We start from the raw sequence: 26771 nt of genomic DNA on the forward strand, positions 1-26771 counted from the left end.
TCAATGTCAGTCCTACCCAAATTTACCAAAAAGAAAAAAGGAAAGGCTCTAATAATAGAAGGTGGAGGAATGCGAGGTTCCTTTGCAGGTGGAGTCTTGTCTTCGATGGCCCCAACTTATCCTCCTAGCAAATTTGATCTGATTGTTGCAGTCTCTTCCGGTTCTTGCTCTTCCGCTTATTATGTTACTGAACCGAATCCTTCTTCTGAAGAAATAGAAAGGGCCTTAGATATTTGGAGAAAAGAATTAGCAGGAAATCAGCTTATTTCCTTTTGGAATCTTCTCAGAGGCAAAAGAATCTTAGACCAAGATTATCTAATAGATCATATTTTCCAAGAGAAGGTCCCGATTAAAGTAGAAGTACTGAAACAAAAGAAGACTGTACCTTTTTATATAGTAGTCAGCAATTTCAGAACCTTGCAGCCAGAATACATTAGGGCCACTTCTCAAAATCTTTTCCCACTACTGAGAGCAGCTACTTCTTTACCAATCGCGACTAAAGGATATGGCTTTTTAGAAAACTCAAAGTATACGGACGGAGGAGTTTTAGATCCTATCCCAGTCGAAGCTGTATTATCCGCAGGCTATAAAGATATTACTGTTATTCTTACTAAACCTATGGATTTCCGATTAACTCCGACAAGTCCTTTGCTAGGAAGTCTGGCATTCCCTAAATTTCCGGAAATGGGAAAAGCATTTATAGAACAAAGATATAATCGTTATAATCGAGCTATGGAAATACTGAATAATCCGCCTAAAGGAATCCACTTCGAAATTATAGCTCCTGAAAAAACACTTCCGGCCGGAAGAATGACCACAAATGCAAACCTCCTAACTGAAAATGTTCAGTTAGGGATAGAACTTGGGAGAAAGGTTTTTTCTAAGTAAAAAAATCTCAGCGGATGTCCAATTTCCAAAACCTCGATTGATAAAAGAATACAAAAGGAGGTTTTATGAAACGTATCTTATTATGGTCTATACTGACCATTCTTCTTCTCATTCTAATCTTTATGAGCTTCGGGATTTGGTCCGCGAGCAATCAGTTATTATTTCCTGTTTGGAGAGACAACAAGGACTTCTCCACATGTAACCCTGAAACAGAAAAACATTGGGGACCATCTTGCGGAAATTTAAGAAATTCAAATAAATTTCAATTCGAAGAACTAAAAATACCATCTACAAATGGATTCGATCTTCCTACTTGGAAAATCGGTACTTTCGGAAATGGAAAAGGAAAACCGCAAGGTGCGATCTTTTTAGTTCACGGAGGAGGGAGCGACAGAAGAGAAATGACAAAACATATCTACTTCTTTTTGAAAAGAGGCCTGGATGTTTATAGTTTTGATTTCGGTTGTCACGGAGAAGCTACCTGCATAATCCCAGGACTCACATATGGTTATAGAGAGTCCAAAGATGTACTGTCAGTGTACCATTACCTTTCAGAAAGATACGATCGGATTTATACTTTAGGAAGTTCCGTGGGGGCTTCTTCCATTCTAATCGCTTTACCTGAGATGCCTAAACTTTCTGCCGTGATCGTAGAAAATCCAATGTATAATTTTGAAAGATTGATCTTAGAATTTCCAGGCACAGCAAAAGACATTCCAGCATTCTTTTCTTATCTTTTAATCAAGCTCACTCAATGGAGAGGAAAGTTTGAAACTTCTCCAAGTCCAGCGAGTTCTTTGGCAAACGCAAAGTCCGTACCGATCTTATTCATTCATAGCAAAGAAGATAGGATTGTTCCATTTCAACAAAGCCAGGAATTAGCAAATATTTATAAAGGTCCTAAAGAACTTTGGTTTTTAGAAAAAGGAGAACATGGTGGGGCTCGAGAGATAAATCCTCAGGAGTATGAGAGAAGGCTAAGCGCCTTTTTGAACGGTCTGAAAGATTAAAGTGTAAGAAAGGGTTCGCCGCGACCCAGTCTCGCTTCGAGGCCCTCAGAAATTATTGTATTTTAAAAATTACATTGGAGACGCCGGGGTTCGAACCCGGGTCCTATTGCGCCTTAATATGGCCTCTACATGTTTGTCTTATGTTTTAAATCTCGAAAGGCCTTAGCCCACAAGCAGGCGTGTCCTTCCTATTCGATCCAAATACTTTCTAAATCGTGAACCGAAAACCGATCTAAAAAGTCTCCCGTTTAAGGCAGAAGAAAAACCACCGGGAGAGTAAGCCTTTCTTCCGTAGTAGCGATTAAGCTGCTAGTGCTAATTCGTTGTTAGCGTTTAATGTTTTGAAGGTTTTTAAGAGGCCCCTCACCCCTACATGCCACCATATCTTAACTACAACAGTCGAAACCTAATTCGTCCCCGTAGATTTAATAGTTAGACTAAAAATCCGTTGAGCTAGTTAGGAAATCAAGAAAAAGTAGATCCGTTGGTGCTCCTATTTTGAAAATTTTCATCCTACTGGTCACGGTTTTATTGTTCTATTGCGGAATATCCTCTTCCCCAAAAATCAAAAATACAAGCCAGGAAATCTCCGGCTCAAAATTACCGCAGTCCGAATTGCAGGATGGGTTATATGCAATCCTGGTTGGAAAATCATTCTACCCAAACCGACTCATGAACTCCGATACACGGGATGGTGATTCTGAAATCGCATATTTATTCTATCTAATCAAATTAGAAAAACGTTATATCTTGATCGATACAGGATCTTCTTCCATATCAACTCCTGAGATTACTATCCATAATTGGATCTCTTCGGATAAAATTTTAGGGTCTGCAGGGATTAAATCTGGAATGATTGGAGAAATTATTCTCACTCATTTCCATTCAGATCATTCTGGAGGAATTGGTCTTTTCCCAAATGCAAAGATTTATGTTACTCCGGAAGATTGGGATTCATTAAAAAAAACAAAGCGATCTGTAAGATCAAATTTTTTCGCTAAGGAAAGATCCGGAAAAATCCAACTTATAAATTCCAGTCTGGAAGTTTTTAAGAATTTCAGGATCTTACTAACCAGAGGACATACTCAAGGATCTGTCGCGGTAGAATGGTTAAAATCTCCAGGTAAAAGATTTCTGATCACTGGAGATGAATGTTATTGGATAGAATTTTGTAAACAAGGACAGGGTCTTTCTTTGGAGGGGGCCTTCTCTCTTTCCAATAATAAAGAATTTTTAGATTATGTTTCCGTTCTATCTTTGAGTGGGACTAAAATTTTAACAATGCATGACCCTGCTGTTATGTCTTTAGGTGAAGAGGTCTTTCCGAGGGTTTATAAGCTAGATTAAAAAAAATCCCCCGGTTTTTATTCCGAGGGATTCTCTACCACACTGATTAGAATCTAAGTTTCTATTTATAAACTTTATCGATTCTCTTCTGATATTTTTCAGTAATCACGTGTCTTTTCATTTTGAGCAGGTTGGTCAATTCATCACCTATCTCAAAAGGTTTTTGAGCAATTACCACATGCTGAATCAATTCGAAAGATTTGAATCCGTGCTTTGTGCTATTATACTCTCTAATCTCTTTTTTATAAAAATCGATCACCTTAGCATTATCGATCAGATCTTTAATATCCTTTGCGTCGATACCATTCTGGCTTAACCAAGGTTGTAAAACTTCTAGATCCGGAACAATGATCGCTCCCAGAACTTTTTGGTCCTGACCGAATACCATGGATTGTTTGATATAAGGAGATTCGTCCATACGGTTTTCTATTGGAACCGGCTCAACATTTTCTCCACCCAAAAGAACCACAGTTTCTTTTGCTCTTCCTGTGAGAGTTAGAGTATGTTTGTAGTTGATGAACCCGATATCTCCAGTGTTCAGCCATCCGTCTACAATAGTCTTCTTAGTGGTTTCAGGGTTTTTGTAATATCCCTTCATCACTTGAGGCCCTTTGATATGAACGATACCTTTTACGCCAAGTTTACCAGCAACAAGTTGTCTTTCATTGCTGATATGAGTCAGTACGTTTCCGTGATCGTCTCTCAACTGAAGTTCAGTTTTAGGAACAACATATCCTACGGAGCCGATGATCGGATGATCGTAATGACGAACTGAGATTACGGGAGCACTTTCAGTCATTCCATAACCTTCTAACACCAGAAGCCCGATATCGTTGAAGAAATTATCAACGTGACGTTGTAAAGCTCCACCTCCGGATAATGTCCCTCTCAGACGTCCACCAGTTGCTTGGCGGATCTTAGAAAGAACGATAGTATCCAAGGTCTTGAAGTTAAAGATTAATCCTAAAATCGCAATTGTAAGCAGAACCGGAGCTAAGAATGCAAACTCAGGCTTGTACATTTTGATATAAGAATAACCCACAGCACTGATCAAGGAAACCGTAAATGGTCCAAATACGATTACCTGAGCAATTGCCTTAACCGCAAGTGCCAAAGATTTAAAGATATTACGGTTTTCGTAATCTACTTCTTTTCCAGTTAAGAAACGAACCCCTGCGTTAAAGTTCTTAGAGAACAGATACGCAGTATTGAAGAGGAATTTACGGACTGGAGGAGTCTGCTTAGGATCGTTGATCTTATTGTAGATCCCAGTATAAATACTTTCCCAAACCCGTGGAGCAGAAGCCATGAAAGAAGGTCTGGCTTTTGCCAGGTCATTTCTTAGATCAGAAACCTTGGTGTAGAAAGTGGAAATCCCAAGAGAGATCGCAGAGTATTCCACGACTCTTTCGAAGATATGCCATACAGGTAGAATAGACAACATACTGTCATCGTCCCGAATAATTGATTTTTTTAAGATCAAAGGAACAACATATTCCATCTGGTGAGCCATATTGGAATGCATTAGCATTACACCTTTAGGCATTCCAGTTGTTCCAGAAGTATAGATCAAAGTGAATAGATCATCAGGTTTAATACCTTCGATCCTTTTTTCAGTCTTGTGTCCACCTTTTGATCTTAACTCTTTTCCAGTTTCGATCAGATCATAAAGATGCAAAACTCCTTTCGCTTTTGTTTTGCTATCTTTGTCCATAATGATGACGGTTTCCACGCCTTTCAATTTGGCTTTGTTCTTAAGGAACTTCTCGTACATCTTATCGTTTTCTAAGAAAACTACGGAAGCTTCGGAGTGAGTTAAGATATATTCCATCTCGGAATCGGTTACGTCAGTTCCTCTTGGAACGTTTGCGCAACCAGAGAGTAAAACTCCCGCATCAACTATGATCCATTCCAAACGGTTATCCGCTAACACTCCGATATGTTCGCGGGCCTTCACGCCTAAATCTATTAACGCTTCTGATAAAGCGAGACCTAGATCCACTAATTGTTTAAAGCTGGTCGACTGATATTCTTTATTTTCATCCTTCGACCAAAACGCTGGTCTGTCCCCATAAGACTCGGCGGCCTTAAGGTACATGTCTGCTAAATTCTTATACATTGGAGTTATTCCTTTGAAGAAGGGATATGTTTCGCTTATCTCAATAAAGCGCGTTTACGTTAATGTGAGAAGGTGACCCGTCAACTAAATTTTAGAAGAAGTCAACACATAGGTGCAGTGCAAAATCAAAGGAGAGATATATAAAAGAGAGAAAACTCCGCTCGAGAGGACCTCGAACGGAGTGAGAAAGGAAAAATATTACTGTTGTTCTTCGCCAGCGCCTTCTTCTGCAGGAGCAGGAGTAGAGTCAGACTTAGTTCCTTCTTCTTTTCCTTTTTTGGAATCTTTCTTATGCTTCTTGTGGTGTTTTTTCTTAGCTTTTTTCTTCTTAGCTTTCTTTTCTTTTTTCTCAGCTTTAGAAGCACCAGCATCTTCAGTCTTTGCAGGAGCGTCGCCGGTAGTCTCTTGTGCGCTTACTCCGGTGAAACCGAAAAGAGCGATTGCAGACACAAGAAGGGTAACAAGAATTTTTTTGAATAGGTTCATTATGATCTTCCTATAGAAACTTTGATTTGTGTCGTAATTTTATTATTATGCGAGGCAAATCAAATCCATTTTACATAAAAATCAGATTTCATCCATAGGTGGGACCCATTTGTTCGGGATTGCTACAGCGAGTGACAAACGGTCCAAAAATTTATCTTTCGGGATCTCGTAAGCTCCCAGATTCAAAGTGACCGGGTTCATTTGCTGGGTATCGAATAATGTGAAACCATCCTTCTTCAATGCTTCGAACAAAAAATAGAGCCCGATCTTCCCGAAATCAGGTAAAAAGGAGAACATGGACTCTCCGGCAAAAAATTTACCGATAGCCACACCATACACTCCCCCACCTAACCGTCCGTTTTCGTCCCAAACCTCTATACTATGAGCATAACCTTCTTTATGAAAGTTGGTAAAACCCTGTAGAAAGTTTTCCGTTATCCAAGTTTGCTCTTCTGTTCTGAACGCGCAGCAACGCATAACTTGCTCAAAAGCACGATTAAACGTAACTGTAAATTTTTTTTGGCGAATTCTTCGGTGAACTCTGGAACTAATATGAAGAACATTTAGGTCAAAGATAGCTCGCGGATCCAAAGAAAACCAAAGTAGAGGTTTATCTGCCCAAGGAAAGATCCCTCGAGTATAGGCATATAAAAGGCGATCTGGTTTTAGATCTCCGCCAATGCCCACAACCTCTTCGGTAGAATGTCGAGGATCTGCAAAAAAATCGGAAAAGTCCCGAATAGGAGAATACTGATTTTGTCTGGGATTTTCCATTTATTACAAAAGAAGAGGATACGATTCTTCGACCGAGTATATCTGACCATTCGCTCCACTGCGACTAGAAAATAGATGGAATTCCGACACAGGAACTATGTCAGTTTGGAATTGAGAGAATTCATTTAAATACAGGTCTAAACGTTTTTCGGGAGTTCTCTTGAATCTTCCAATTGTTATATGAGGTTTATAATCCCGTTTTTCAATCGAGAAACCTTCCCTTCTGAGAGTAGATTCTAAAACTTTCTGAAGCTTTTTCAGTTCTTCTGAAAGTGTTACATCTGCATAGAGGATCTCTGGAAACTTATTGCCGAAAAATCCTACTCCTTTGATCTCTAAAGAAAAACTTTTTTCAGAAACCTCGTTACAGATCTCAGAAACTTTTTCTAATTCTTCCGATTTTAATTCGCCCAGAAATACAAGAGTAGCATGAAAATTTTCAGGAGAAACCCAGCGGATCTCTTCCAAGCCAAAACAGATTTTTTCCAGATCCGATTTTATAGAATCAGGAAGAGCCAATCCTAAAAAACTTCTCATTCGAAATCCACTCCGGAAACTCTTCTTACTCCTCTAAGAGAATTTACCAAAATGATCTTAGAAGCAAGACTCAGATCTTGTTTAGAAATTTTCTTTTCTTTGGCTTTTAGTTTTCGAACCCATTGTTTCCGGGCAACTCCAGGAAGAATTCCTTCTTCCAAAGAAGGTGTGATCCATTCTTCATTCAAAAGAAGAAAGATAGAATGAATAGATCCCTCTGTTAAATAACCATCAGTATTTGTATAAATTTGATCCAGATAACCTTTGGAAACAGCAGATTCGTACCCTGCGGAAAAAATTTCTCTGATATTTGTTTTATGATAAAAGAACTGATTTTTTTTATTGGTAGAAGTTTCACTCAACAGAACCTTACCCTCTTTGGGACCTGAATGAAATTCTGAAACTTCGAACTGAAAATCTCCACTTCGCATAAGTATGATTTTCACTCTGTGTATTTTGTAGGAAGAAACTTTGCTTTCTACTTGATGAACTACAGATTCCCAACCTTTTTCTTTCCAAACGAATCCAAGTTCTTTTGCTGATGTTCTCATTCTATCTTTATGATCTTTTAAAAAATAGATTTTCCCTCTTTTGCAAATCGCAGTTGTGAATATATGAAAATCCTCTTTGGCATCATTCAAAAACTTTGCCTTAGACCAACATTCTTCCCATTCTGAATTTGGATCGGAACCTATCGTAATTCCGGAACCTACACCCATTCTTCCCATTTTTTGCCCAGAAGGATCTTGCGAAAATTCAAGAGTACGTATCGCAATAGAAGAAATTTCTTTTTGAGGAGAGAGATAGAATATTCCTCCGGTATAAACTCCTCTTTTTTTTTCTAAATTATGGATAATCTCTGAAGATCTTTTTTTGGGAGCTCCAGTGATGGAACCACCAGGAAACAACGCTTCTAAAATATCAGTCCATTTTACATCAGAAGAAAGTTCAGAACGTACTTCGCTAGTCATCTGGAAAACTGTTGGATATTCTTCAATAGAGAACAGTTTAGAAACACTGACAGACCCAGGCAAAGAGATTCTTCCTAAATCGTTACGGAGAAGATCAGTGATCATCAAATTTTCTGCTCTATCCTTTTCTGAACTGGAAAGTTCTAATTTTAATTTTTGATCTTCTGAAGAATTGTTTCCTCTGGGTCTAGTTCCTTTCATCGGAACTGTTCTGATTTGATCCTGTTTTCTTTCCCAAAACAATTCAGGAGAGAAGGAAAGAATATCTCTTTGTACCTGAATAGAGTCTCCCGTATGTATCCAGGCCTGATACGGAACCGGTTGCTTTTTTCTGAGTTCGAAAAACAATTTTCCGAGAGAACCTTGTAATTCTATTTTCAAAGGGAAGGTGAAATTGACCTGATAGATGTCTCCTTCGTAGAGAAAGTTCCGTATCTTTCGAAAATTCTCTTCATATTCTTTCAGGTTAATTTCAGATTGAATCTTAACAGAATAACCTTTTTCCTTAAATTTAGATTCCCATTCTGAAATTTTAGCCTGATCCAAGGTCTTTGGCTCAGAAAAAATTCCGAACCAAAGAAGAGGATCTTCCGAAACTTCTTCCATATTGTCAGGATTTAAAAACAAATTCCCGGCTTCGTAGGAGATCCAACCTGCGGCGTGATATCCTTGGGAAACCTTGTTTTGAATTTCTAAGAGGAATTTCCTTGCGTCACTTCGTCGATTAGTAGTAAGAATCTGATTTGGCTCCGTAAGAACTAGATGCCCCTCTTCAGTGAAACCTTCTCCTAAATAAATAAAGGGTTTCCTAGAGTTTTGAAATAGATCGGAAAGCATTGGAAAAGGTCTTAAAACCTTATTCTCAGCTGCTTCCGAATCCTAAAAGCGAAATGAATAAGATTCTAAGATTAATGTTATATCGATCCTTAAAATTCTTCCAAACAGCCGGCAAATTTCTGCTGGTAGCTTCTGTTTATTTTCTTTTGGGAAAATTCGGAGAATTCTTTGGTACTTTTTCAGATTATGCCTCTCCTATTTGGCCTGCGTCTGGTTGGGGACTAGTCACTCCTTTATTATTCGGAAGAGTTTCCTATTTTGGGATTTTTACAGGCTCCTTTTTATACAACTGCCAGATCCGACATGAAATTATTCCAGGGCAAGATTTAAGCATTTATTTTGGGGCCGCGGTGCTAATCGCGTGTGGGAGCACTTTGCAATCTTTCACGGGAGCTTATTTATATAAAAAGTTTGTTCCTGAATTAGATCTTACAAAGAACACTTTCTTTGTCCTTAGATTTCTTTGGATAGAAACATTAGTTTGTATCATTGCCGCAACGATCGCATGTTCCGGACTTCTACTCTTAGGCATTTTAGAATTAAATTCTTTATTTCCTACTTGGATCACTTGGTGGATGGGAGATTCTTTAGGAGTATTTGTATACTTTCCGTTCTTCTTAAGTTGGTTAGGATCAGGAATTGCAACATTTAAAGTACATTCCTGGAAGGAAAGTGTCGGTCTTGTTTCCTTTCTAATTTTATTAGGAGGCGGGATCTTTTACTTCTTTAGTATCAACCAGGTCCCTGCGTATTTTCCGCTTTCTTACCTTCTGATCGCAGTCATCTCACTTGTGTCTCTCAGATTCGGAGGGAGAGAATCTTCTCTTGTTCTGATTATAGTTTCTATTATATCCATATTAGGAACCTCGCAAGGACCTTCGTATAATTTTCCTGCTTCAAAGGAAGTATCCCTTCTTCTTTTACAAAGTTTTTTATCCGCAATCTCGATCGCTTCGCTTCTCGCTTTATCTGTAGTGAAGGAAAGAATGGATGCACAAGATGAGATTTTTCATTCCCATAAAAAATTAGAAGTTCTGGTGGCTGAGAGAACCCAAGAATTGGATCGCTCTTATCGTTTTCTGGGAGCAAGCGAGGCAATCTACAAGGGTCTATTTGAGAATGTTCCGATCGCGATCTTAGAATGTGACTATTCTGAAGTAATAAGGATGTTGAATGAACTACCTAAGATGTCCAGAAAAGAATTTTCCAAATTCCTAAAGACGCATCCTCAGTTCGTTTCGGAATGTTACGAAACTGTAAGTGTAATAGATGCAAACAAAGAATCAGTTCGATTATTCGAAGCAAGTTCAAAGGAAGAAGTTCTATTTCTCGCCAGAAACTTTTTTCGAAAAGGAAACAATCATTATTTTAGAAAACTTCTGAGCAGAATTCGTTTTGGAGCAAGGGTACTTCATACTGAAACCACATTATCCACCTGCAATGGAAAACAATTCGAAGCATCCATTCGTTGGTCTTTGTCACCTGAATTCGAAGAAACTTTCTCTTCTACCATTATTACTGTTACAGAGATCACAGATAAAAAACAAGCGGAGAGACAGTTAAAAACTTCCTTAAAAGAAAAGGAAGTAATGTTGAAAGAGATCCATCACAGAGTAAAAAACAATCTGCAGGTGATTTCCAGTTTATTTAATCTTCAGTCAGAATACGAAAACGATCCTAAAATCCATGAAGCATTTACCGAAAGTCAAAATAGGATACAAACCATGGCACTCATCCATGATGAGTTGTACCAATCCAATGATCTGGGAAATGTAGAATTTTCAGGATATTCCAAAAGGCTTGCGGAGAAGATCAGGTCTGCTTATAAGATCGGAGCGGAAACAAGAGTGGATGTGATATCAAGTCCTATTCATTTAGAGATCAGCATTGCAATTCCGCTCGGGCTTGCATTGAATGAACTACTCACAAATTCTTTTAAATACGCTTTTCCTCATAATTTTTCTCCTTCTAATGAAAGGCCGAAAATCCAGGTCAGACTTCAGAAGAAAGAGAATCTAGTAATTTTAGAAGTTTCAGACAATGGTGTCGGTTTACCCAATGAGTTAAATCCAATCGCAACCCATTCCTTCGGTCTAACCTTGGTCCAGGTCCTAACGAAACAGCTAAAAGGAAAATTGGATTTTTCCAGTTCCAAAGACCATGGAGCCAGTTTTCAAATTCGTTTTGAACTTCCGAATTAGGAAAATTCCTTGCGAACTAGTTCTCCAAATCGGAGTAAGGAGAACATGAGAACAAAGCCTCCCAGTCCGATTGCCAACAGGGCAGAAGCAAGAAGAGAACAGATCCTGGAAGCAGCATTGGACGTATTCTCTGAAAAAGGATATCATGAGGCTGGTATCGCGGACATAGCCGGAAAATTAAATATAGGTCATGGAACCTGTTATCGTTATTTTAAAAATAAATTAGATATCCTACACGCATTAGTGGATCGGATCCTTCTCGGCTTATTAGAAGTAGTCCGTAAAGAAAGTCCTGAAAAATCAAATACGATAGAAGAATATAGAAATCAGATCAAAAATATCGGCTGGGAATTATTTCAACTTTTCAGCAAAGATCCGAGACAAGCAAAGATCGTTTTTTTTGAAGCGATGGCCTTGGACGAAACCGTAAAAAGAAAAGTGCAACTTGGAATCGACAAGAGTGCTAGGCTTACAGAGTTATATCTGAAGAATGGCGTGAAAAAAGGATTTTTGAGAAAAGAATTAGATACTCGTATTGCATCCCAAGCAGTAAATGCAATGATGTTCGAAGGAATTCGGATCAATTTATCTTCTAAAGTAGATTCCAAATTTGCAAAACGTTGGCTGGAAGAAATGCCCACCCTTATGTTAGAAGGAATGGGCAAACGTTAGTTACATTTTATAATGTAAGGAATTGCACCAGATCTTTAGCAGTGATGTCCGGAATTTCTTCCATAGGGATATGACCAGCACCTTCGTAAGTGATAAACTTAGAATTCTGAAGATCTTTTGTCCAGTTCTGTGCGTATTCCAATTTTAACCAATGATCTTCTTTTCCCCACATTACCAATGTAGGAGTTTTTACAGATTTAATTCCTTCTGAAATTTTAGGATCAGTAAACTTCTCCCTAGCAGTCCTGAAAAAATAATTATAAGCCTGTCTATTCCCTTCTCTTCTGGAAAGATCCACGTATCTTGTTTTGATCTCTGGTGTAATTTTAGAAGGATCTCCATAAACCTCATCCACACTTCTTTCTACCATAAAACTTGGAAGCATATGTCGTGCAAATGGACTTACGATCGGATTACTACCTAAAGCGATCATAGGAGGCATAGGTTGAGCATATCCGGCCGCATCTATCAATACCAATTTTTGAACTTTATTAGGATATTTTAATACGTAATTCCAGGAGATATATCCCCCCATAGAATTTCCTACTAAATAGAAAGAATCCACTTTTAGATAGTCCAGAAATCGATTTAGTACTTCTACTCCTTCTTCCAAATTCAACTTTTCTAGATCTTCAGGAGGACCTGTTAAACCGTGACCGGGAAGATCGATACGGATAACTCTATAGCGAGACTTTAATAATTCCGCCCAAGAATCCCAAGTATGCAAAGAAGAACATACTCCGTGCAATAGTATTATTACAGGACCCTGGCCCTCGTCCCTGTAATGGATATTGAGATCCCCAATTGGAGCAAACTTGGACTCAGAGTTTGCATATTTCGATTTCAAATCCTCTAAGGAATCGGAACCGATCCCTAAAACTCTACAATTGAGTAGAATGATGAGAAGTAACATTAAGCTTATTCTTGTTCTTTTCATAATTTCCCTGTTTAATGAAAATTCCCATCCAATCGGAATCACAGATACGTCATTCCGGCCCCAAAGTAAAACATGTTTTTCTTTGAAATTTTTCAATTTCCTCTATTGACAAAAACTGAATGACATGTCATTCTTATATTCATCAAGGTGAGGAGAATTTAATCCAATGGTTCAAGTGGATGTTTTTTGGGCCTACGGCCTGGGAGCCGGTTATGCAATGGCCGCAGCTCGCCAAATTAAAAAATTGCAAGCAGGAGAGACAACGGCAGGTTCTATTCCTTCAGTTAAAAAAGAAGAGAAGAAGGTCCCATTTTGGAAGAATACCTACTTCATCTCGAACCTTCTATATTTAGGCTTATTATTCGCGCCGTCCGGTCTGTATCTAGTTTGGCAATTTACTAGCTGGGAAACAATGCATGCAGGAGATAAAACCATGCCTGGTTGGCTTGTGGCTTTATTTGGTTTAACGAATATTTCCCAAGGAATCTTGGGTTTCTGGGTAGTATGGAAATTAATCGAAGCGGGAAAAAATTTCTTAGCTTATCTGCAAGTTCCTGCGGGATATTTCGGAATGTTCTTCATCCTAGTTCATGGTTGGGATGGAACCGGTTATAAAAGATTTTTTTCAGAGTCAGTGGAACAATTCCAAACATGGACCTGGGGAACCGCAATCAATTGGCTAACATCTGATGTTGCCATTACATTGTATGTTATGGGCGTGATCTTAATTCCTGTCCTGATCGTTTCACTTCTAAAGATCGAAAAAGAAGGTTGGGAATTAGGAGGATCTGGAGAATTTTCTGTTAGAAAATCCCCTTCTGGTTTTGCTTCTACAATAGCGTTTTTAGCTACTGTGTTTGTAGGTGCATTAGGATTTGCGATTATTTCCAGTGTGATCATTCATCAACTGGGATGGATACTTGGAACAATAATTTCCGTTTTAGTGATTTATACTTTAGGAATTTCAAAATTTGGATTATTCCAAATCTTTTATAAAAGTGTTTTACAATCGGAAACAGAAACTGGTGGCAAATTGCAGAGTGTCCGTTCTGCCGCCTAAAAATTGCCTTCTTTAGAACCGTTCAAATTTTTTGCTCTGGTAGATTAATCTCCCAGAGCTTTTTTGTATTCTGCAATTAGAAGTTCTGGATTTTCTCTTCCTATGGAAATTCTAATCAGACTTGGATCCAGTCCTACTTCTTTCAAAAATCCTCTTCCTGCTTCTGTAGAAACTAACTCATAATGAGCTAAATACATATACAACATGTTCAAAGTGAATTCAGTTCCGAAGCTTGGTCCTTTAAGCAATCTTAAGGAATTATAAAACGGTTCCAAAGGAACTCCGGGTTCTATAGTGATTACTCCGCAATGAAGATCTTTATCTCTTGCAATCTTAGAAAAGTTTCCGTGATTTTCTTCGGAGCCACTCCAATGAACAGCTTTGATCTTAGGATGATTTGAGAAAAAATTCGCAAGTATTGCTGCATTCTTCCCAATTTCTTTGACTCTTTCGACATAACCTTCTAGCTCGAAGGACATACGTTCACAATCTCTAATATACGGAGTTTCTAAAAACTCAGGAGAATCTTTTTTCAGTCTTTCAAAATAAGCAGAAGAAGGATTCAGAAATAACGCACCCATCATCACATCCGCATGTCCGGATGCAAACTTGGTTAGACTTTCCACGATCACATCTGCAAACGGAGAAAGATCCACGACTGCGGAACCTGCTACGGAAATATCCGCTACTAATGGAATTCCATATTTTTCCAAAAGTTTTTTGAGCTCTGGATAATCAGGAACTTGAATAAGAGGATTAGTTGGAGATTCGGTAAGGATTGCCGCTACTCTATGACCTTCTTTAGAAAGGAATTCTTCCAGTTCTTTTAGATCGACCACATCATGAAAAATATGAGAACCTCTAGAATACTTTTCTAATATTCTAATATTGTCTACGTATAACCATCCGAGTCTGAGCCAAATATCTTTTCCTTCTTTCGCACGGATTTTATCTAAGGCTCTAAATGCTGCATAGACTGCATTCATCCCAGAAGTCGCCAGATATACTTGCAGGTCTTTACCCGGATACAAAGAGGATAGCGATCCTTCTACACTTTCGTATGGTTTTTCTTTTCTGGATTCTTCCTGATAGATTGAATCGATAAGACCTTTTTTGAATAAGTAATCTTCTGCTTTGCGAGAAGATAATAGGCATCCTGTATGCTGGATAAATGATAAAACTTTGGATTCGCTTTCTTTATTAGGAGGAATCGTTAAGGTGATAATTCCTTCGTCTTCTAAAATTCTTGCGCCTTCTATCTCGAAGGAAGAGACGATATGATCTGCCGCCTTGCGAGAATTTACGATAAACTGGGGACCATTAACCCCGTTCGTTTCTTTATTATAATCTAGGATTTTTTCTATATAAGCATGAGCTACGAAGCGAGGATATCCAGCTTTGAGTCTGGAAAGAGTTTCGGTTCTTTTTTCTTCGTATCCGATTACATCAGCGACTTCCGGAAGGCTCATGGAAACCGCATGTATATTTTCAAATGGTATTCTTTCCCCGCAGATCCTACGATGCGGTTCTTCTATCTCTAGTATCATACTTTGATTACCATCGCAAAATTTTAGGCAGAAACATCAACTTTATTCGGTTGGACGAACAGAAGTCTAAAACGGTTCTAATTGGCCTGTGAATTTGCGAGGCGTTTAACTCTATCTTCTTCTGTTAGAGCATTGATCAAGTCGTCCAGATCTCCTTCCATTATAGCAGAAAGATTATGACTAGTAAATCCGATACGATGATCTGTACATCTTCCTTGTGGAAAATTATAAGTTCGTATTCTTTCGGATCTGTCTCCGGAACCAACCATCTGTTTTTTAAGAGCATCGGCTGCAGCTTTCTTTTCTTCGGCCTGCTTTTCTAAGATCCTAGCGCTTAAGATCCTCATCGCTTTTGCTTTGTTCTTGTGTTGGGATTTTTCATCCTGACAAGCAACTGCGATCCCGGTAGGAATGTGAGTGATCCGAACTGCGGAGTCAGTTGTGTTAACGTGCTGTCCACCTGATCCGGAAGAACGATACACATCCACTCTCAGATCGTTTTCATTTATATTTATTTCTGATTCTTCTGCCTCTGGTAAAACTGCAACGGTCACCGCACTTGTGTGAATCCTTCCTCCAGATTCGGTTGCAGGAATTCTTTGCACTCTATGAGTTCCCGCCTCGAATTTGAAAAGATCGTATGCCTTATCATTTTCCATTGCAAAGATGATCTCTTTTAACCCACCTATTCCAGTTGGAGAAGACTCTATGATCTCATGGCGAATGCCCTGCTTGTCCGCATATCTGGTGTACATTCTGAAAAGATCAGAAACGAACAGTCCTGCCTCCTCTCCACCGGTCCCTGCTCTTATCTCGAGCAGGATATTTTTACCGGAATTCGGATCAGGAGGAAGTAGAAGAATTTCCAACTCCTTCTCCAAACTTTCTATCCTTTCTTCTGCTTCTTTGCGCTCCTCTTCGTACATAGAGCGCATATCCCCGTCTTTTTCGGTTTTTAAAAGTTCTTCAGCGTCTTTCTTATTCTGAATTAATTTTTGGTATTCGGTAATTTTATCGAATAAGGGCGTGAGTCGGGAACGTTCCTTATAAAGTCGTTTTAAATCATCCGGATTGGACGCGGTCGTGAGTTCGTCCGATATTTTGAGGTATTTTTGTTGTATTTTTTCTAGTCTGTCTAACATAGAAACCGTATCCCATTGCCTTGGTACCTTACTCCTCTACATGGAAAACTACAATTCGATTCTCTCAGCAGTTTCCGATCAGATACTGAATCTTTTATCCGGTCTTCATTCCTATCGTAGCCCCTATGCTAAAACCGTAGGATCGCCAGATGAGCTCATCCAAGAGCTTACCCAAAAATCTTCTCTCCAAACCGGAGCAGCAAGTGCGGCTCTTGCCCTTCCCCAAGGACGTTTGGGACTTGTTACATTGGCTCCTGAAATTATTTTAGTCTTAAGACTCCAAGGTAGATTGGTAAAGGATATCGCCGCTTTATATGGAAAAGAGCATCAGGTGACACCGGAACTTATGGCTTATTGTTTATTCAAGGACAAGACCTCGTTCTTCAGAAATGTTCTAAAAGATGCTGGGGCTCGCGTTTTAATCCGGCCAATAGCTTGGAAACTTCTTCAAGAAGCTACATATCAGATCGCAAAAGGTCTCATGAAAGGGAAGAAGTTTGCAAAACCTAAAAACGGATTTTGGCTCCCTATTTTCGGATCCTTACTTTCTGGAGGATATTCCTTTTGGGAAACTCGTAATATAGCATCCAGAGCCCAGAAATTATTTTCTAAAGATATTATCAGCGTCCAATCGGACGAGCCTTGGGCTGAGGAAACTGCCTGAACGTAAAATCTAAGTTCTCTAGAATGATCAGAGTTTTATCTTTTTTATTATTAATTTTTCTTTCCTGGAACTGTAAAAGTAAACAGGAAAGTTTAATAGAAGAAATCCAAGAATTGCTGGAAGAGCAGAAGTATGAAAAAGCTTCCGGTCTCTTAAAAGACTATCTGGTAAAACCTAAATCAGATGACGAAGTTCTTTCTTCCGAAAAACCTGAAACTCCTAGAATTATAGAACTTTCTTATGACAGAAAACGATTAGTATATTTAGAAGATAGCAAACTCAACTGGAGAGATGCTACTGACGGATCTAACGGTTCAAAAAGTTTGGACGAGGTTCCTGCTTCTCTTGCTGTTTCCTTAAACGCAAACTTTGCACTGGCAGAATATCCGATGACAAACGGTTGTCGCTTGTTTGCAATTTCATTAAAAAATAATGATCTACTTTATGAATCAGGTGCGCAGATCTCCTGTAGGAATAGAGGAGGAATCTCTGACGACGGTTCTAAAATTTACTACTTTGTAGACAACCAACTCTATGAAGAAAAAACAATCGAGCCAAGAACTCCTAAGTTAATCGTTTCTAAAGAAAAGATTACACCACCTTTTACGGGACTCAAAGCTAGATTCTTTTTATACCCTATTGGAAAAGATTTTTTACTCTTCTCCGGAAATGCTGGCTCTTACTATTTATACTATTTCCAACCTGATAAGAAATCGGTCGAAAAAATAGACCAAGAAGTTATTAGTCCATTAATCTATTACGGAACCGGAGATTCCGCATATTATTTAGGTGGCTCGATCGGCAGGCTTCATTTAAGAAGATTACAACTTGGAAAAGGCAAACCTTCTAGCAGTAAACTATTTACGATCAGCAGAAAAGAGATCAATCCTTGGAAACTTCCAGGTAAAAACGAATTCGTTTCCAACTACTCTGGCAAAGTACATCTTTGGGGACCTTCTCGAAAAAGTCAGGTCCTCCCTTTGCTTTGTGAAAGGATCTGGCTCGTGGATCAGAACAAAGTTCTTTGTGAGAATGAAAAAGGTGGATTGTATTTCACCAATTTAGATTTTCCAGAAGAGGATTGGAGAATCCTCAAACTATACGAAGAAGCCAGAGACAAATAATTCTTTAGAAAAAGATATTAATGATCAGATTTCCTTTTTGGCCTTCGATCGGCTCAGGTGAACCGTAACGAGTCTTTGCAAAACTTTTTGCTGGAAATTCTTGGCTATACGCTTTTCCTGAAAATTGAACTTGTCCGCTAGATTCAAAAGAAGAGTTTTTAATCCATTCTCTGAACTTGCCTTCATCTTCTTGAGAACCAAGCCCAATCAATTTACTTACGTAAGTTTTTTTAACAATCTCTTCCATCTGGGGAGATTTTAGATCCTCTGTGAACAAGATGCCCAATCTTCCGGATGGTAAATTTGCCACCCACACTTCAGGAAGGATTTCTTTTTCAGAGCCAGTGACCTGCGTAGCTTCCAATTTTTGAGTAGAAGTTCTAAGCAAAGAACCTTCTAAAAACTTTCCATTAAGATCGAAAATATAAGCTCTTTCTTGCCATTCACCCGGTTTGATGGAAAGTTTTCCTTCTTTCACTTCAGGAGAAGGTAAACAGATAGATCCCGCTAAGATAGAAACACCGTACATCTTTGCAAGGTCTCCGAAAATCCTTTCGTATCTTTCTTTTGAATCTTGCGCAATTTCAAAAGAAACTGCTTCTCCATCTAATATATGGGAAAAGTTTTTAATAGAGATCCTATGAAAAAATAAGGCCCAGTTCCAAGCAGAGTCGATATTCTCGGAATCCACAAGTTCCTTTCTGGAATCCATTAGAAAAATATAATTTCCGATCTCCGGAGGAAATGCAACGATTGTGGAGTTTTGGAGCCAACCTTTCTCTTTTGCAAGAGCAAGTGGTTCTTCCAACCAAGCTCTGAATCTATCTTCTCTAGTAAAATATTCAGGTTTGAATTCCAACTGGACGATGAGCAAATTTCCGGACCTTCTATCCCAGCCTAAGGAAACGGATTTAGTCTCTTTTTTTGAGATCCTTTTTTGAAATTCTTCTTCGCTTAGAGAAACTCCTGAAAGAAGCCATCCGATAAATGCGAAGATCGGGACTAATACTAAAGATGCGAGTGCATTCCTTACGAATGGGCTCATGCTAACCAACCTTTAGGATTTAATTTACCATCAGGAATCTGGGGAACATATTCTTTTTGATACAATTGCAGAGCATCCAGCATATATTCGAAAAATAAAGGTTTGGGATCGTATGTGGCAGCATCTACCCAAGCAATATAATCATGCTCGTCGGAGAGAGTAATTTCTCCCGATACAAATTCTCCATGATAAGCAACAATCACACATGGATGATTTCCATCACTGACTCTATGTTTGTGAATTAGGATTGGTCGCGGGTGGATCTTGATCTCACAAGTTTCTCCCATTTCTTCTTTTAACTCTCTAGATAAACTTTCCAGCCAATCTCCATAGAATTCGTCTTCGTTCATTCTTCCGCCAGGAAGATCCCCAAATCCAGATTTGCGATCCCTAAGAATGAGAAGTTCCTTTCCTTTTCTCAAAAAAACCTTTTGTGTGATTTGAAAAAAACCGTGTTTGCTCAAAGCCTTATCCCTTTTAGCGACCCTTAGGAAGCAAGTCACTAAATACTCGCTCAGGAAGCTTTATGCCTGACAACCACTTTTATATTCTCCGGTTTTCTTGCGTCTGTATATGCTTCCGGTATAGATCTGGAATCGAATTCTTTGCTAATCAAGTTTTCAGAAACAGATTTTAAGAATCCAGGTTCGGATAGTAGAAGTTCCCTGGTTCGAACGAAATCCCCGCATCTACTTGTGCTCAAAATTCCACCGGCTGCAATCCAATCTAAAAATAAATTCGATTTAGCCCCAGCCGATGCAGATATTAAAATGAAACCTCTCGGACGAACCAAAGATTTTTCTTCCTTCTTATCCGGACGAATCACTAAGTCGAGTTCAGAAGGAGAATCTACTATTGCAAAATCAAAGCGTGGCAGAGCACCTTGGAATTCTTGGGATCCTAAAAACTTTTTTCCCTCTTCGACTGAACCTATAAACATCCGGATCTTATTTTCCTTGTCCAGATCATCTAATAATTCTTTTTCTTCTTTGTTTAAAGAAACAGAAGAAGAAACAAAAACCCACACAGGAGAAGAAACCTCGATTCCCCAAACCAAATCTAAAAAGCCAGGTTTAAGATCTGCAATAGTGAGTTCATCCACAACCAGCTCAGTAAGATGAGCAATTCCGAGAGACGACTGACCATTTGTAGTCTTTCTATGAATTTCTTTTCGCGTAAGATGTATACTAGTTTCTAATCCGGAAGTTGAACCTGTAGTATCGAATACTAGATCGAAAGAATATTTGTAATCAAGCCAAGATGCTGATGTTGGAGTTCCTATATTCTTTTCAAATAAAAGTCCTTCTTCGACTTTCCCTTCTCCTAAAGTGGAAAAGTATAAAGCCTGATCTGCGCCCATACTCAAAGATAGTTCTGCTAAGTTTTGATGCCGGATAAAAGAAACAATTTCATAGTTTAGTTTGTTTCTCTTTCTATATAGATCCAAAGCGGCAATCACAAGTGAGCCTAAACGTCTAGGGCCTAAAACTGCGATTTTTTTGAGATCTGCTCCAACCCGACGAAGCGAAACTTCTACACCGTGCAAAGAAGCTGCAAATGGCTCTAGTAAAACTGCTTCCATATCAGCAAGTTGTTTGGTTTCTACCAGGTTCCCTTTTGGTGCGAGGATATAAGGTCCGAATCCTCCGGGCAAACGATCTATTCCAAGTACCATTCTAGTCGGGCTATGCGTTGGAATTCCAACCTGACAAAAAGGATCTGCCTCTTCTCCCCTGGAGACAACTGTATCATTAATTTCTAATACATATTTTTCGCCGCTAAAATAATCGGATGCGACTACTTCATGACCAATGATCTGCGGAAGCGAAAAAGGTAAAAATCTACGATCTAAATCTGTGGAGCAAATCCCACAAAGTTCCGTTTTGAGAAGTCTATAACCTTTTCCTAGTTCTAGATAAAGAGAAGAATTTCGAAGTATCTGCCAACCGGATTCTTCTGAACCTTTCATTTCATACACTGCGTCCGTGAAAGAATCGTTGGAATTGTATTCGTAGGCGGTAAACCGGACTTCTATCAATTATCTTGCCCCGACAAAAAATCCCAATATCAAAAGTAAAATAACGAACACTAAGTTTAATGCAAAGCCAGTATGCAATTCTCGTTTGATCTTATTATTGAGAAAATAAGCAGTGAATACCACAGAAATAAATCCACCCAAATGAGCCCAGTGTGCGACTTGGTCTCTGGAAAATAAATTGGTGATATCAGAATATACCATAAGCCAGGCCACTGCGAAAACAGGAAAAGGGTAACTTCGCTTTCTGATTCGAATAGAAAAAGGAGAAAGTAATGCTGCAACGGCAGCTAACCCGGATACAGCGCCAGAAGCTCCGATTGCAGGTTGATTCTCTCCTAATATCATTCCTCTTACAAAAGAATCCAAACCACCTGAGACAAGTGCCCCCATAAAAAAGAAAAGAAGCCATTTTGCTTGGCCGACTTTATATTCTACGATCCTTCCTAAAAAAAATAGAAAGATCATATTCCAAAACAAATGAGTGAAGTCGGCATGTAAGAAGACCATACCGATCCATTTCCAAGGATAGAATTCTCCAGGACGACTGATGAAGAACGTACTTACGATTTCTTCTGGAACGAATACATTTAGAAGTATTTGAGAAATACTGATAAGTCCTACAATGAAAGCAGTTAGAGGAAATTCGAATAGAAAGGCCTTCATTTCGATCCTCTCTGGATATAATAATTCATATAAGCTTTAAGCATTGTTTTTAGTTCTTGTAAAATCCCATCTGCGAGAGCACTATCCTGTCTTTCTCTAAGCCAACGGCTTAAAACAGAATCTGATACTTCTACCATGATCCTGGACATGACCATCATTTCCTCTTTTTTCTTCATCCAAGGAATGACCCCGAAAAATAACTCCGCGATAAAATTGGCGATGGCTCTGTTATTCTCTCTATCTATACTTACAAGTTCAGGATCGAGATTTTTATTCGACCACATAGGTATAAACCCTGGCTCAGATTTATAAAGTTGAGCAAATGCATCTATAAGCTTATCTACCAGATTTTCCCATTCCATTTTACTCGGAGAAGTATCCAGAAAATTCAGAATCATTGAATTCACTCTTTCCAGATGCCTTTGTCCTACGGCTTTTAATATGGCATGTTTGTTTGGAAAATATTGATATAAGGAGCCGATAGGTATCTCTGCTCTTTGAGCGATCAAATTTGTAGTCAGACCTTCTGTTCCAACTTCATCCAAAAGATCGGCAACGATATCCAAGATATATTGAACCCTCTCTATAGCTCGTTTTTGAGAAGGTGATTTTCTCAGATTTAACTTAGAGTTTTTCTCTTTTTGTTTAGAGGATACTGGCAGTTTCTTTTTTGCAATTTTGGGCAAAGACATTCCCCGGTTCTAAGTCGGTTTCTTACAAAAGAACAGAAAACTTGGATTCTATCAAGAAAACTATTTCACGCCGTAATAGCGAAGAATATGCCTGAGGCTCGTCAGGTAAGAAGCACCGAATAGATTAATATGCACAAGCACTGGATACAATTGCCAGAATTGGATCCTATCCTTCAAATTACCCGGATCATCTATGCCAGCAGTAGCCAGAATATCTTGCATCTCTTCTAAATTTAATGGGCTTCCGAATAATTGTAGCATAGCAAGGTCTTGTTCCGGATGAGAATAAGCCACAGATGGATCTATCAAATATGCAAATCCATTCTTACCTTGCAAAACGTTTCCGGACCAAAGATCTCCATGGACCATTCTAGGTTTTACATGATCCAGTCCCCAATCTTCTGAAAACTTATTGAAGATCCCTCTGATTGCTAGTAGGTCTTTGTCTGTAAGAAGTTTTCTGGCTTGTGCAAGTTCTATCTGAGGTTTTAATCTTCGTTCCCAATAAAATTCTCTGAAGGAAGAAAACCAACCGTTGGCTTGGTTTAAAGTGCCAATAAAGTTATCCTTCTTCCAGCCCCAGGAACCGAATTCGTTTTTGTATAAATTTTTTAAACTGGCAATTAGATCTTCTCTAAAACCCGCAGAAGAACCTGTTTGCACAAACTCCATGGCAAGCAGGGAAACTTTTCCTAAATGAACGGTTCCTAAATATTCAGGAACCCGCACCCCAAGCCTGCAAAGTTGTTCCAGACCTTCTGCCTCAGTCTCGGCCATTTCTTTTTTAGGAATGATCTTAATGGCAAGTTGGGAACCGTCAGGTAACCGTGCCTTATATAGTTCGAATAAACTTGTAGAATGATGAGTGATCTCCGCCTTTTTGGAGGAGGATAAAATACCAAGACGATCTAATCCGTCTCGGATCAATTCACCCATTCCTGTATTCGTGATTGCCATCATTCGCATCCTACCTAATTCTTCGACCCTGGCTGTGTATTTAAAATCGGAGATCATACCTTCAGGATTGAAGAAAAATCAAGGATCGGTTTCCTTAATATTTACAGGACGGATAAATGAAGGTCTTTTCAGGGCTTAGATTCATATTTAACTGCGTTATTTGCATTTCCCTATGTCCCTTATCGGCTCAGGAAAATGTATGGAAGTATACTATAAGCCAGGACCTAAGCTCCAAACCCTTAGCTTATTGGGAGAAGGTATTCAAACCTGGAATCAGCATTTGTTTTACCGGGACTTATATCGGAGCTAATGGAGAAGTCTCCGGAGTTTCGGTACCTTCTGCCCTTCAAATAATTGGAAATAAGAATGAGATCAGATGGTTTCCGCTCATTACTTTTAGTTCAGAAGCAATAGGGAAGAAGGTTCTGGCTTCTCCCCAGCTCCGAAAATCTCTTGTTCGAAATCTAGAACTCTATATGAAAGATCATTCTTTCTATTCAGGGATTCATTTGGATTTTGAAGGAATAGGTACAGAACATTCTACCTACTATAAAGAACTCTTGTTGGAACTCCAACCGATCTTAAAAAAGAAAGGTAAACTTCTTACATTGGCGGTCTTTCCGATGGAAGGATTTGATCCTAAACTTTCCGGTTTTCACTCAGAAATTTATAAAGAAAATCTCGCAGACGAAATTGTGCTTATGGCTTACGATCTGCATTCTTCTAAAACTTCTCCCGGACCGGTGACAGAGTTTAATTGGGCAAAACGAAATACTGAACATCTACTCAAAACATATAAACCGGAACAAATCTGGCTTGGTCTCCCTCTTTACGGTTATTATTGGAAGAAGGGTGTAAGACGCCCTAAACTCCTAACCCAATCCTCCGATAGAAATTTTGTAATTCAGCATGGAAAAGAAAAAGAAGGCATCTTTCTCATCCGTACGACTCAAGGAGAAGGAAGTCTGGTCCTAGATCTAAAGTTCTGGGAAGAGTATTCAAAAAACATAAAGCTGAAGGGTATAGCTTTTTGGAGGCAAGGCTTTTGAAATTTTATCTAAACCCATAAACGATTTTTACCTTATAACTTTTCCCGGTTTCATCGTTAATATTACTGGTGCCTTTGTATTCCATAATCCTTTTAGATTCTATATCATATACTAAATCAATCGGTTTTACGAATACAGAAAGAATGGCACTCGCTATTTTCATTCTCAGGAATAAGGCAGGTTTGCCTCTGTATTCCCCTTCCTTGGTTTTTTCTACTGAGAACTGGAACTTATCTCTTTCTACCGGAACTAAAATATGAAAATTTATTTTTTTACCGGACATGAGTTCATCCCAATGATCGATCACGAAATAATCGAAACCTCCATCCAAGGCGGATAAACCGCTACCATCTATGGATTTTTCTTGGATTGTATCACTTAACTTTCTTCGGGCGAATAGTTTTACGGAGTTTCCATCCTGCAATGTCCCTCCTTCCAGATATCCGTCTCTAAAGTCCTCCAATTTAAATTCAGGAATGGTTCTGCTTTTTGAAAAACTGATCTTCTTTTTCGCAAAAGTTTTTCCTTCAGCGTCCTTATATGTAATGATAGAACTAACATGTCTGCCGTTCTCCCAGACCTCTTCGTGAAAGTCCTTATACAAAAGATTGCCGGTTTGTAAATCGTAAGCGATCCCATTAAATCTGATTTTTCCACGTTCTGTTGAAGAGAGAGGGGATATCAAAAGTAAAATGAAAAGAGCAAAAACCGATTTAAACATACTGTAGGAACCTCCGTCGAATTTTCGTAATCTTTGCAAAAATCCGGGCCATAAATTGTTATTAAGACTGGAAATAAATTTTATTCGTTCGAAAAAGTTATTCGAATTTAGCTATTTTTTTATTTCCAGGCGGAATAAATAAATGAATCGAAAACTCTTCCTGTTACTCCTGATTGGAACAATTATCGGATCTACAAATTCATGTTCCAAAATTCTAAACGCTAAATCCAAGCCAGGTTTAGTAGTCATATTCCTAAATGGAAAAGTAGAAGTTTCAAGAAATGGAAAACTCATCCCCCTTTCTTTAGGAAGTATCCTTCAAAAGAACGATACCATTAAAACAAATAGCGGCACCTTAGATCTTCAAACAAACCTTGGCCATGTAATCCGTCTAAAGTCATATACAGATCTAAGCATTGATGCTCTTCACGGGGATCTTTCTGAAGAAACCTCCCTTGCAGTTAGAACGGGACTTCTTCTTGTAAAAACAAATAAATTAAGCCAGAGGGAACAGTTCAAAATTTCTACATCTACTGCAATCGCTGGAGTTCGAGGGACTGCATTCTCTTTCGAAGTAGTACAAGGCACACTTCCTAAAATCAAAGTGTATGAGGGAATGGTTGCAATGACCTTAAAGGCCCCTGTTAGCCAAGTAATCCCTGCAGACAAAATTGCAGAAAATCCAAACTATCAAAAACTCCAGAAATTATTGGAAGAAAACGAGATAGTGATCTCTGAAGAAGAAGAAGCAGAAGTTAAACCGGAATTCGACCAATTGGCCCAAACAATTTTGAATCGATTAGATGATGCTGCCGTTGCTCAAAGTATTGAAAATTTCAGGGATGATTTATTACGCACAGTCCAAAAAGGAAAATTTGAAAGAGACCCTAGAGAAAGTGCTGATCTAGAAACCTTAGTAAAAGTAGATGAGGATCTCATCTCAGGTAGTTTAAATAGTAAGTCCCTAGCAAAGGAAATAGAAAAGGACCAAGACGAAAAATTGAATATTGCTCTGGATAAAGTAGAATCGATTGCAGGTTCTCAAAAACTGGACTCCGAAGAAGAGATCAAAAAATATTATAGCGTTTTAGAATCAATTCATAAGCTGGATAAAACAATTTTATATGGAGCAGTGGTAACTCAGGTAGGAAATACCATTTTGGTACATTCTACCAAAGGTATCTTCCGTATGAATATTTCCGAAGTGGAGTATATCCAATACAAAAACTTTGATGTGGTTACTAAAAAGAAAAGGTAAACTTGGACGGTCGGTTTGTTTTCTTGCAAATC

General features: G+C 38.7%; 25 protein-coding genes and 1 other RNA gene. 10 read left to right on the forward strand and 16 right to left on the reverse strand.

Annotated features, from left to right (window positions below; genetic code table 11):
* Nucleotides 1-3 precede the first annotated feature (3 nt).
* On the forward strand, nt 4-888 hold the full coding sequence (locus tag B1C82_RS10075) for a patatin-like phospholipase family protein (RefSeq protein WP_086447458.1): 885 nt from the start codon (nt 4-6) through the stop codon (nt 886-888).
* A 65-nt stretch (nt 889-953) separates the two neighbouring features.
* Nucleotides 954-1898, forward strand: coding sequence for an alpha/beta hydrolase (locus tag B1C82_RS10080; protein WP_086447459.1), 945 nt, complete (start codon nt 954-956; stop codon nt 1896-1898).
* A 72-nt stretch (nt 1899-1970) separates the two neighbouring features.
* Here the strand turns inward: B1C82_RS10080 and ssrA are convergent.
* Nucleotides 1971-2317, reverse strand: a transfer-messenger RNA (tmRNA) gene (gene ssrA, locus B1C82_RS10085).
* Between the two features lie 253 nt (nt 2318-2570).
* Between ssrA and B1C82_RS10090 the strand changes: the two genes are divergently transcribed.
* A complete protein-coding gene (locus B1C82_RS10090; protein WP_234008253.1) occupies nt 2571-3245 on the forward strand; it encodes an MBL fold metallo-hydrolase in 675 nt (224 codons plus the stop codon).
* 61 nt (nt 3246-3306) lie between these two features.
* On the opposite strand, the gene B1C82_RS10095 is transcribed toward B1C82_RS10090, so the two are convergent.
* The 5 genes from B1C82_RS10095 to pabB all read right to left on the reverse strand — a co-directional run bounded on the left by B1C82_RS10095 (nt 3307) and on the right by pabB (nt 8969).
* Nucleotides 3307-5364 (reverse strand): AMP-dependent synthetase/ligase, encoded by a 2058-nt coding sequence (locus B1C82_RS10095; RefSeq protein ID WP_086447461.1) that lies wholly within the window; start codon nt 5362-5364, stop codon nt 3307-3309.
* A 198-nt stretch (nt 5365-5562) separates the two neighbouring features.
* Nucleotides 5563-5850 carry a hypothetical protein gene (locus tag B1C82_RS10100; RefSeq protein ID WP_008591336.1) on the reverse strand — a complete coding sequence of 96 codons (288 nt, stop codon included), beginning with the start codon at nt 5848-5850 and terminating at the stop codon, nt 5563-5565.
* Between the two features lie 81 nt (nt 5851-5931).
* Nucleotides 5932-6591: a leucyl/phenylalanyl-tRNA--protein transferase gene (aat, locus tag B1C82_RS10105; RefSeq protein ID WP_167373767.1), complete on the reverse strand. Its 660-nt coding sequence runs from the start codon at nt 6589-6591 to the stop codon at nt 5932-5934.
* Nucleotides 6592-6627: 36 nt separating this feature from the next.
* Entirely contained in the window at nt 6628-7161 is a 534-nt protein-coding gene (thpR, locus tag B1C82_RS10110) for an RNA 2',3'-cyclic phosphodiesterase (protein ID WP_086447463.1), read from the reverse strand.
* Nucleotides 7158-8969 (reverse strand): aminodeoxychorismate synthase component I, encoded by a 1812-nt coding sequence (gene pabB, locus B1C82_RS10115; protein WP_086447464.1) that lies wholly within the window; start codon nt 8967-8969, stop codon nt 7158-7160. Before pabB ends, thpR begins: the two co-directional genes overlap by 4 nt.
* 53 nt (nt 8970-9022) lie before the next feature.
* On the opposite strand from pabB, the gene B1C82_RS10120 reads away from it, so the two are divergent.
* Both B1C82_RS10120 and B1C82_RS10125 read left to right on the forward strand, forming a co-directional pair.
* Complete coding sequence (locus B1C82_RS10120; protein WP_234008257.1) at nt 9023-11170, forward strand: histidine kinase dimerization/phosphoacceptor domain -containing protein; 2148 nt, start codon at nt 9023-9025, stop codon at nt 11168-11170.
* A 45-nt stretch (nt 11171-11215) separates the two neighbouring features.
* Complete coding sequence (locus B1C82_RS10125) at nt 11216-11842, forward strand: TetR/AcrR family transcriptional regulator (protein ID WP_086447466.1); 627 nt, start codon at nt 11216-11218, stop codon at nt 11840-11842.
* A gap of 7 nt (nt 11843-11849) precedes the next feature.
* On the opposite strand, the gene B1C82_RS10130 is transcribed toward B1C82_RS10125, so the two are convergent.
* Nucleotides 11850-12779: an alpha/beta fold hydrolase gene (locus B1C82_RS10130; protein WP_234008258.1), complete on the reverse strand. Its 930-nt coding sequence runs from the start codon at nt 12777-12779 to the stop codon at nt 11850-11852.
* A 166-nt stretch (nt 12780-12945) separates the two neighbouring features.
* Between B1C82_RS10130 and B1C82_RS10135 the strand changes: the two genes are divergently transcribed.
* Nucleotides 12946-13839 (forward strand): hypothetical protein, encoded by an 894-nt coding sequence (locus B1C82_RS10135; protein ID WP_086447467.1) that lies wholly within the window; start codon nt 12946-12948, stop codon nt 13837-13839.
* A 44-nt stretch (nt 13840-13883) separates the two neighbouring features.
* Here the strand turns inward: B1C82_RS10135 and B1C82_RS10140 are convergent, their stop codons facing one another.
* Together B1C82_RS10140 and prfA are read right to left on the reverse strand one after the other, a co-directional pair.
* Complete coding sequence (locus B1C82_RS10140) at nt 13884-15386, reverse strand: PLP-dependent transferase (RefSeq protein WP_086447468.1); 1503 nt, start codon at nt 15384-15386, stop codon at nt 13884-13886.
* A gap of 77 nt (nt 15387-15463) precedes the next feature.
* Nucleotides 15464-16528 (reverse strand): peptide chain release factor 1, encoded by a 1065-nt coding sequence (gene prfA, locus B1C82_RS10145; RefSeq protein ID WP_086447469.1) that lies wholly within the window; start codon nt 16526-16528, stop codon nt 15464-15466.
* Nucleotides 16529-16568: 40 nt separating this feature from the next.
* Here prfA and B1C82_RS10150 point away from each other — a divergent pair, with 40 nt between their 5' ends.
* Nucleotides 16569-17192, forward strand: coding sequence for a hypothetical protein (locus B1C82_RS10150; RefSeq protein WP_086447470.1), 624 nt, complete (start codon nt 16569-16571; stop codon nt 17190-17192).
* A 23-nt stretch (nt 17193-17215) separates the two neighbouring features.
* Nucleotides 17216-18316: a hypothetical protein gene (locus B1C82_RS10155; protein WP_086447471.1), complete on the forward strand. Its 1101-nt coding sequence runs from the start codon at nt 17216-17218 to the stop codon at nt 18314-18316.
* A 4-nt stretch (nt 18317-18320) separates the two neighbouring features.
* Here B1C82_RS10155 and B1C82_RS10160 read toward each other — a convergent pair whose 3' ends face one another.
* The 6 genes from B1C82_RS10160 to B1C82_RS10185 are packed head-to-tail and all read right to left on the reverse strand — an operon-like array spanning nt 18321 to nt 23711.
* Nucleotides 18321-19361 carry a carbon-nitrogen hydrolase family protein gene (locus tag B1C82_RS10160; RefSeq protein ID WP_086447472.1) on the reverse strand — a complete coding sequence of 347 codons (1041 nt, stop codon included), beginning with the start codon at nt 19359-19361 and terminating at the stop codon, nt 18321-18323.
* Nucleotides 19358-19825 carry an NUDIX hydrolase gene (locus B1C82_RS10165; protein ID WP_086447473.1) on the reverse strand — a complete coding sequence of 156 codons (468 nt, stop codon included), beginning with the start codon at nt 19823-19825 and terminating at the stop codon, nt 19358-19360. Before B1C82_RS10165 ends, B1C82_RS10160 begins: the two co-directional genes overlap by 4 nt.
* A 50-nt stretch (nt 19826-19875) precedes the next feature.
* Nucleotides 19876-21399 (reverse strand): MDR/zinc-dependent alcohol dehydrogenase-like family protein, encoded by a 1524-nt coding sequence (locus B1C82_RS10170; RefSeq protein WP_086447474.1) that lies wholly within the window; start codon nt 21397-21399, stop codon nt 19876-19878.
* On the reverse strand, nt 21400-22062 hold the full coding sequence (locus B1C82_RS10175; protein ID WP_086447475.1) for a rhomboid family intramembrane serine protease: 663 nt from the start codon (nt 22060-22062) through the stop codon (nt 21400-21402).
* Nucleotides 22059-22754: a TetR/AcrR family transcriptional regulator gene (locus tag B1C82_RS10180; protein ID WP_199775749.1), complete on the reverse strand. Its 696-nt coding sequence runs from the start codon at nt 22752-22754 to the stop codon at nt 22059-22061. Before B1C82_RS10180 ends, B1C82_RS10175 begins: the two co-directional genes overlap by 4 nt.
* 60 nt (nt 22755-22814) lie before the next feature.
* Nucleotides 22815-23711: a fructosamine kinase family protein gene (locus tag B1C82_RS10185; protein WP_086448553.1), complete on the reverse strand. Its 897-nt coding sequence runs from the start codon at nt 23709-23711 to the stop codon at nt 22815-22817.
* A gap of 116 nt (nt 23712-23827) precedes the next feature.
* Between B1C82_RS10185 and B1C82_RS10190 the strand changes: the two genes are divergently transcribed.
* Nucleotides 23828-24760, forward strand: coding sequence for a glycosyl hydrolase family 18 protein (locus B1C82_RS10190; RefSeq protein ID WP_086447476.1), 933 nt, complete (start codon nt 23828-23830; stop codon nt 24758-24760).
* A 4-nt stretch (nt 24761-24764) separates the two neighbouring features.
* Here the strand turns inward: B1C82_RS10190 and B1C82_RS10195 are convergent, their stop codons facing one another.
* Complete coding sequence (locus B1C82_RS10195; RefSeq protein ID WP_086447477.1) at nt 24765-25481, reverse strand: hypothetical protein; 717 nt, start codon at nt 25479-25481, stop codon at nt 24765-24767.
* A gap of 142 nt (nt 25482-25623) precedes the next feature.
* Between B1C82_RS10195 and B1C82_RS10200 the strand changes: the two genes are divergently transcribed.
* Entirely contained in the window at nt 25624-26739 is a 1116-nt protein-coding gene (locus B1C82_RS10200; RefSeq protein WP_086447478.1) for a FecR family protein, read from the forward strand.
* Nucleotides 26740-26771 lie beyond the last annotated feature (32 nt).

Origin of the sequence: Leptospira venezuelensis (assembly GCF_002150035.1) — a bacterium.
Classification (GTDB): Bacteria; Spirochaetota; Leptospiria; order Leptospirales; family Leptospiraceae; genus Leptospira_B; species Leptospira_B venezuelensis.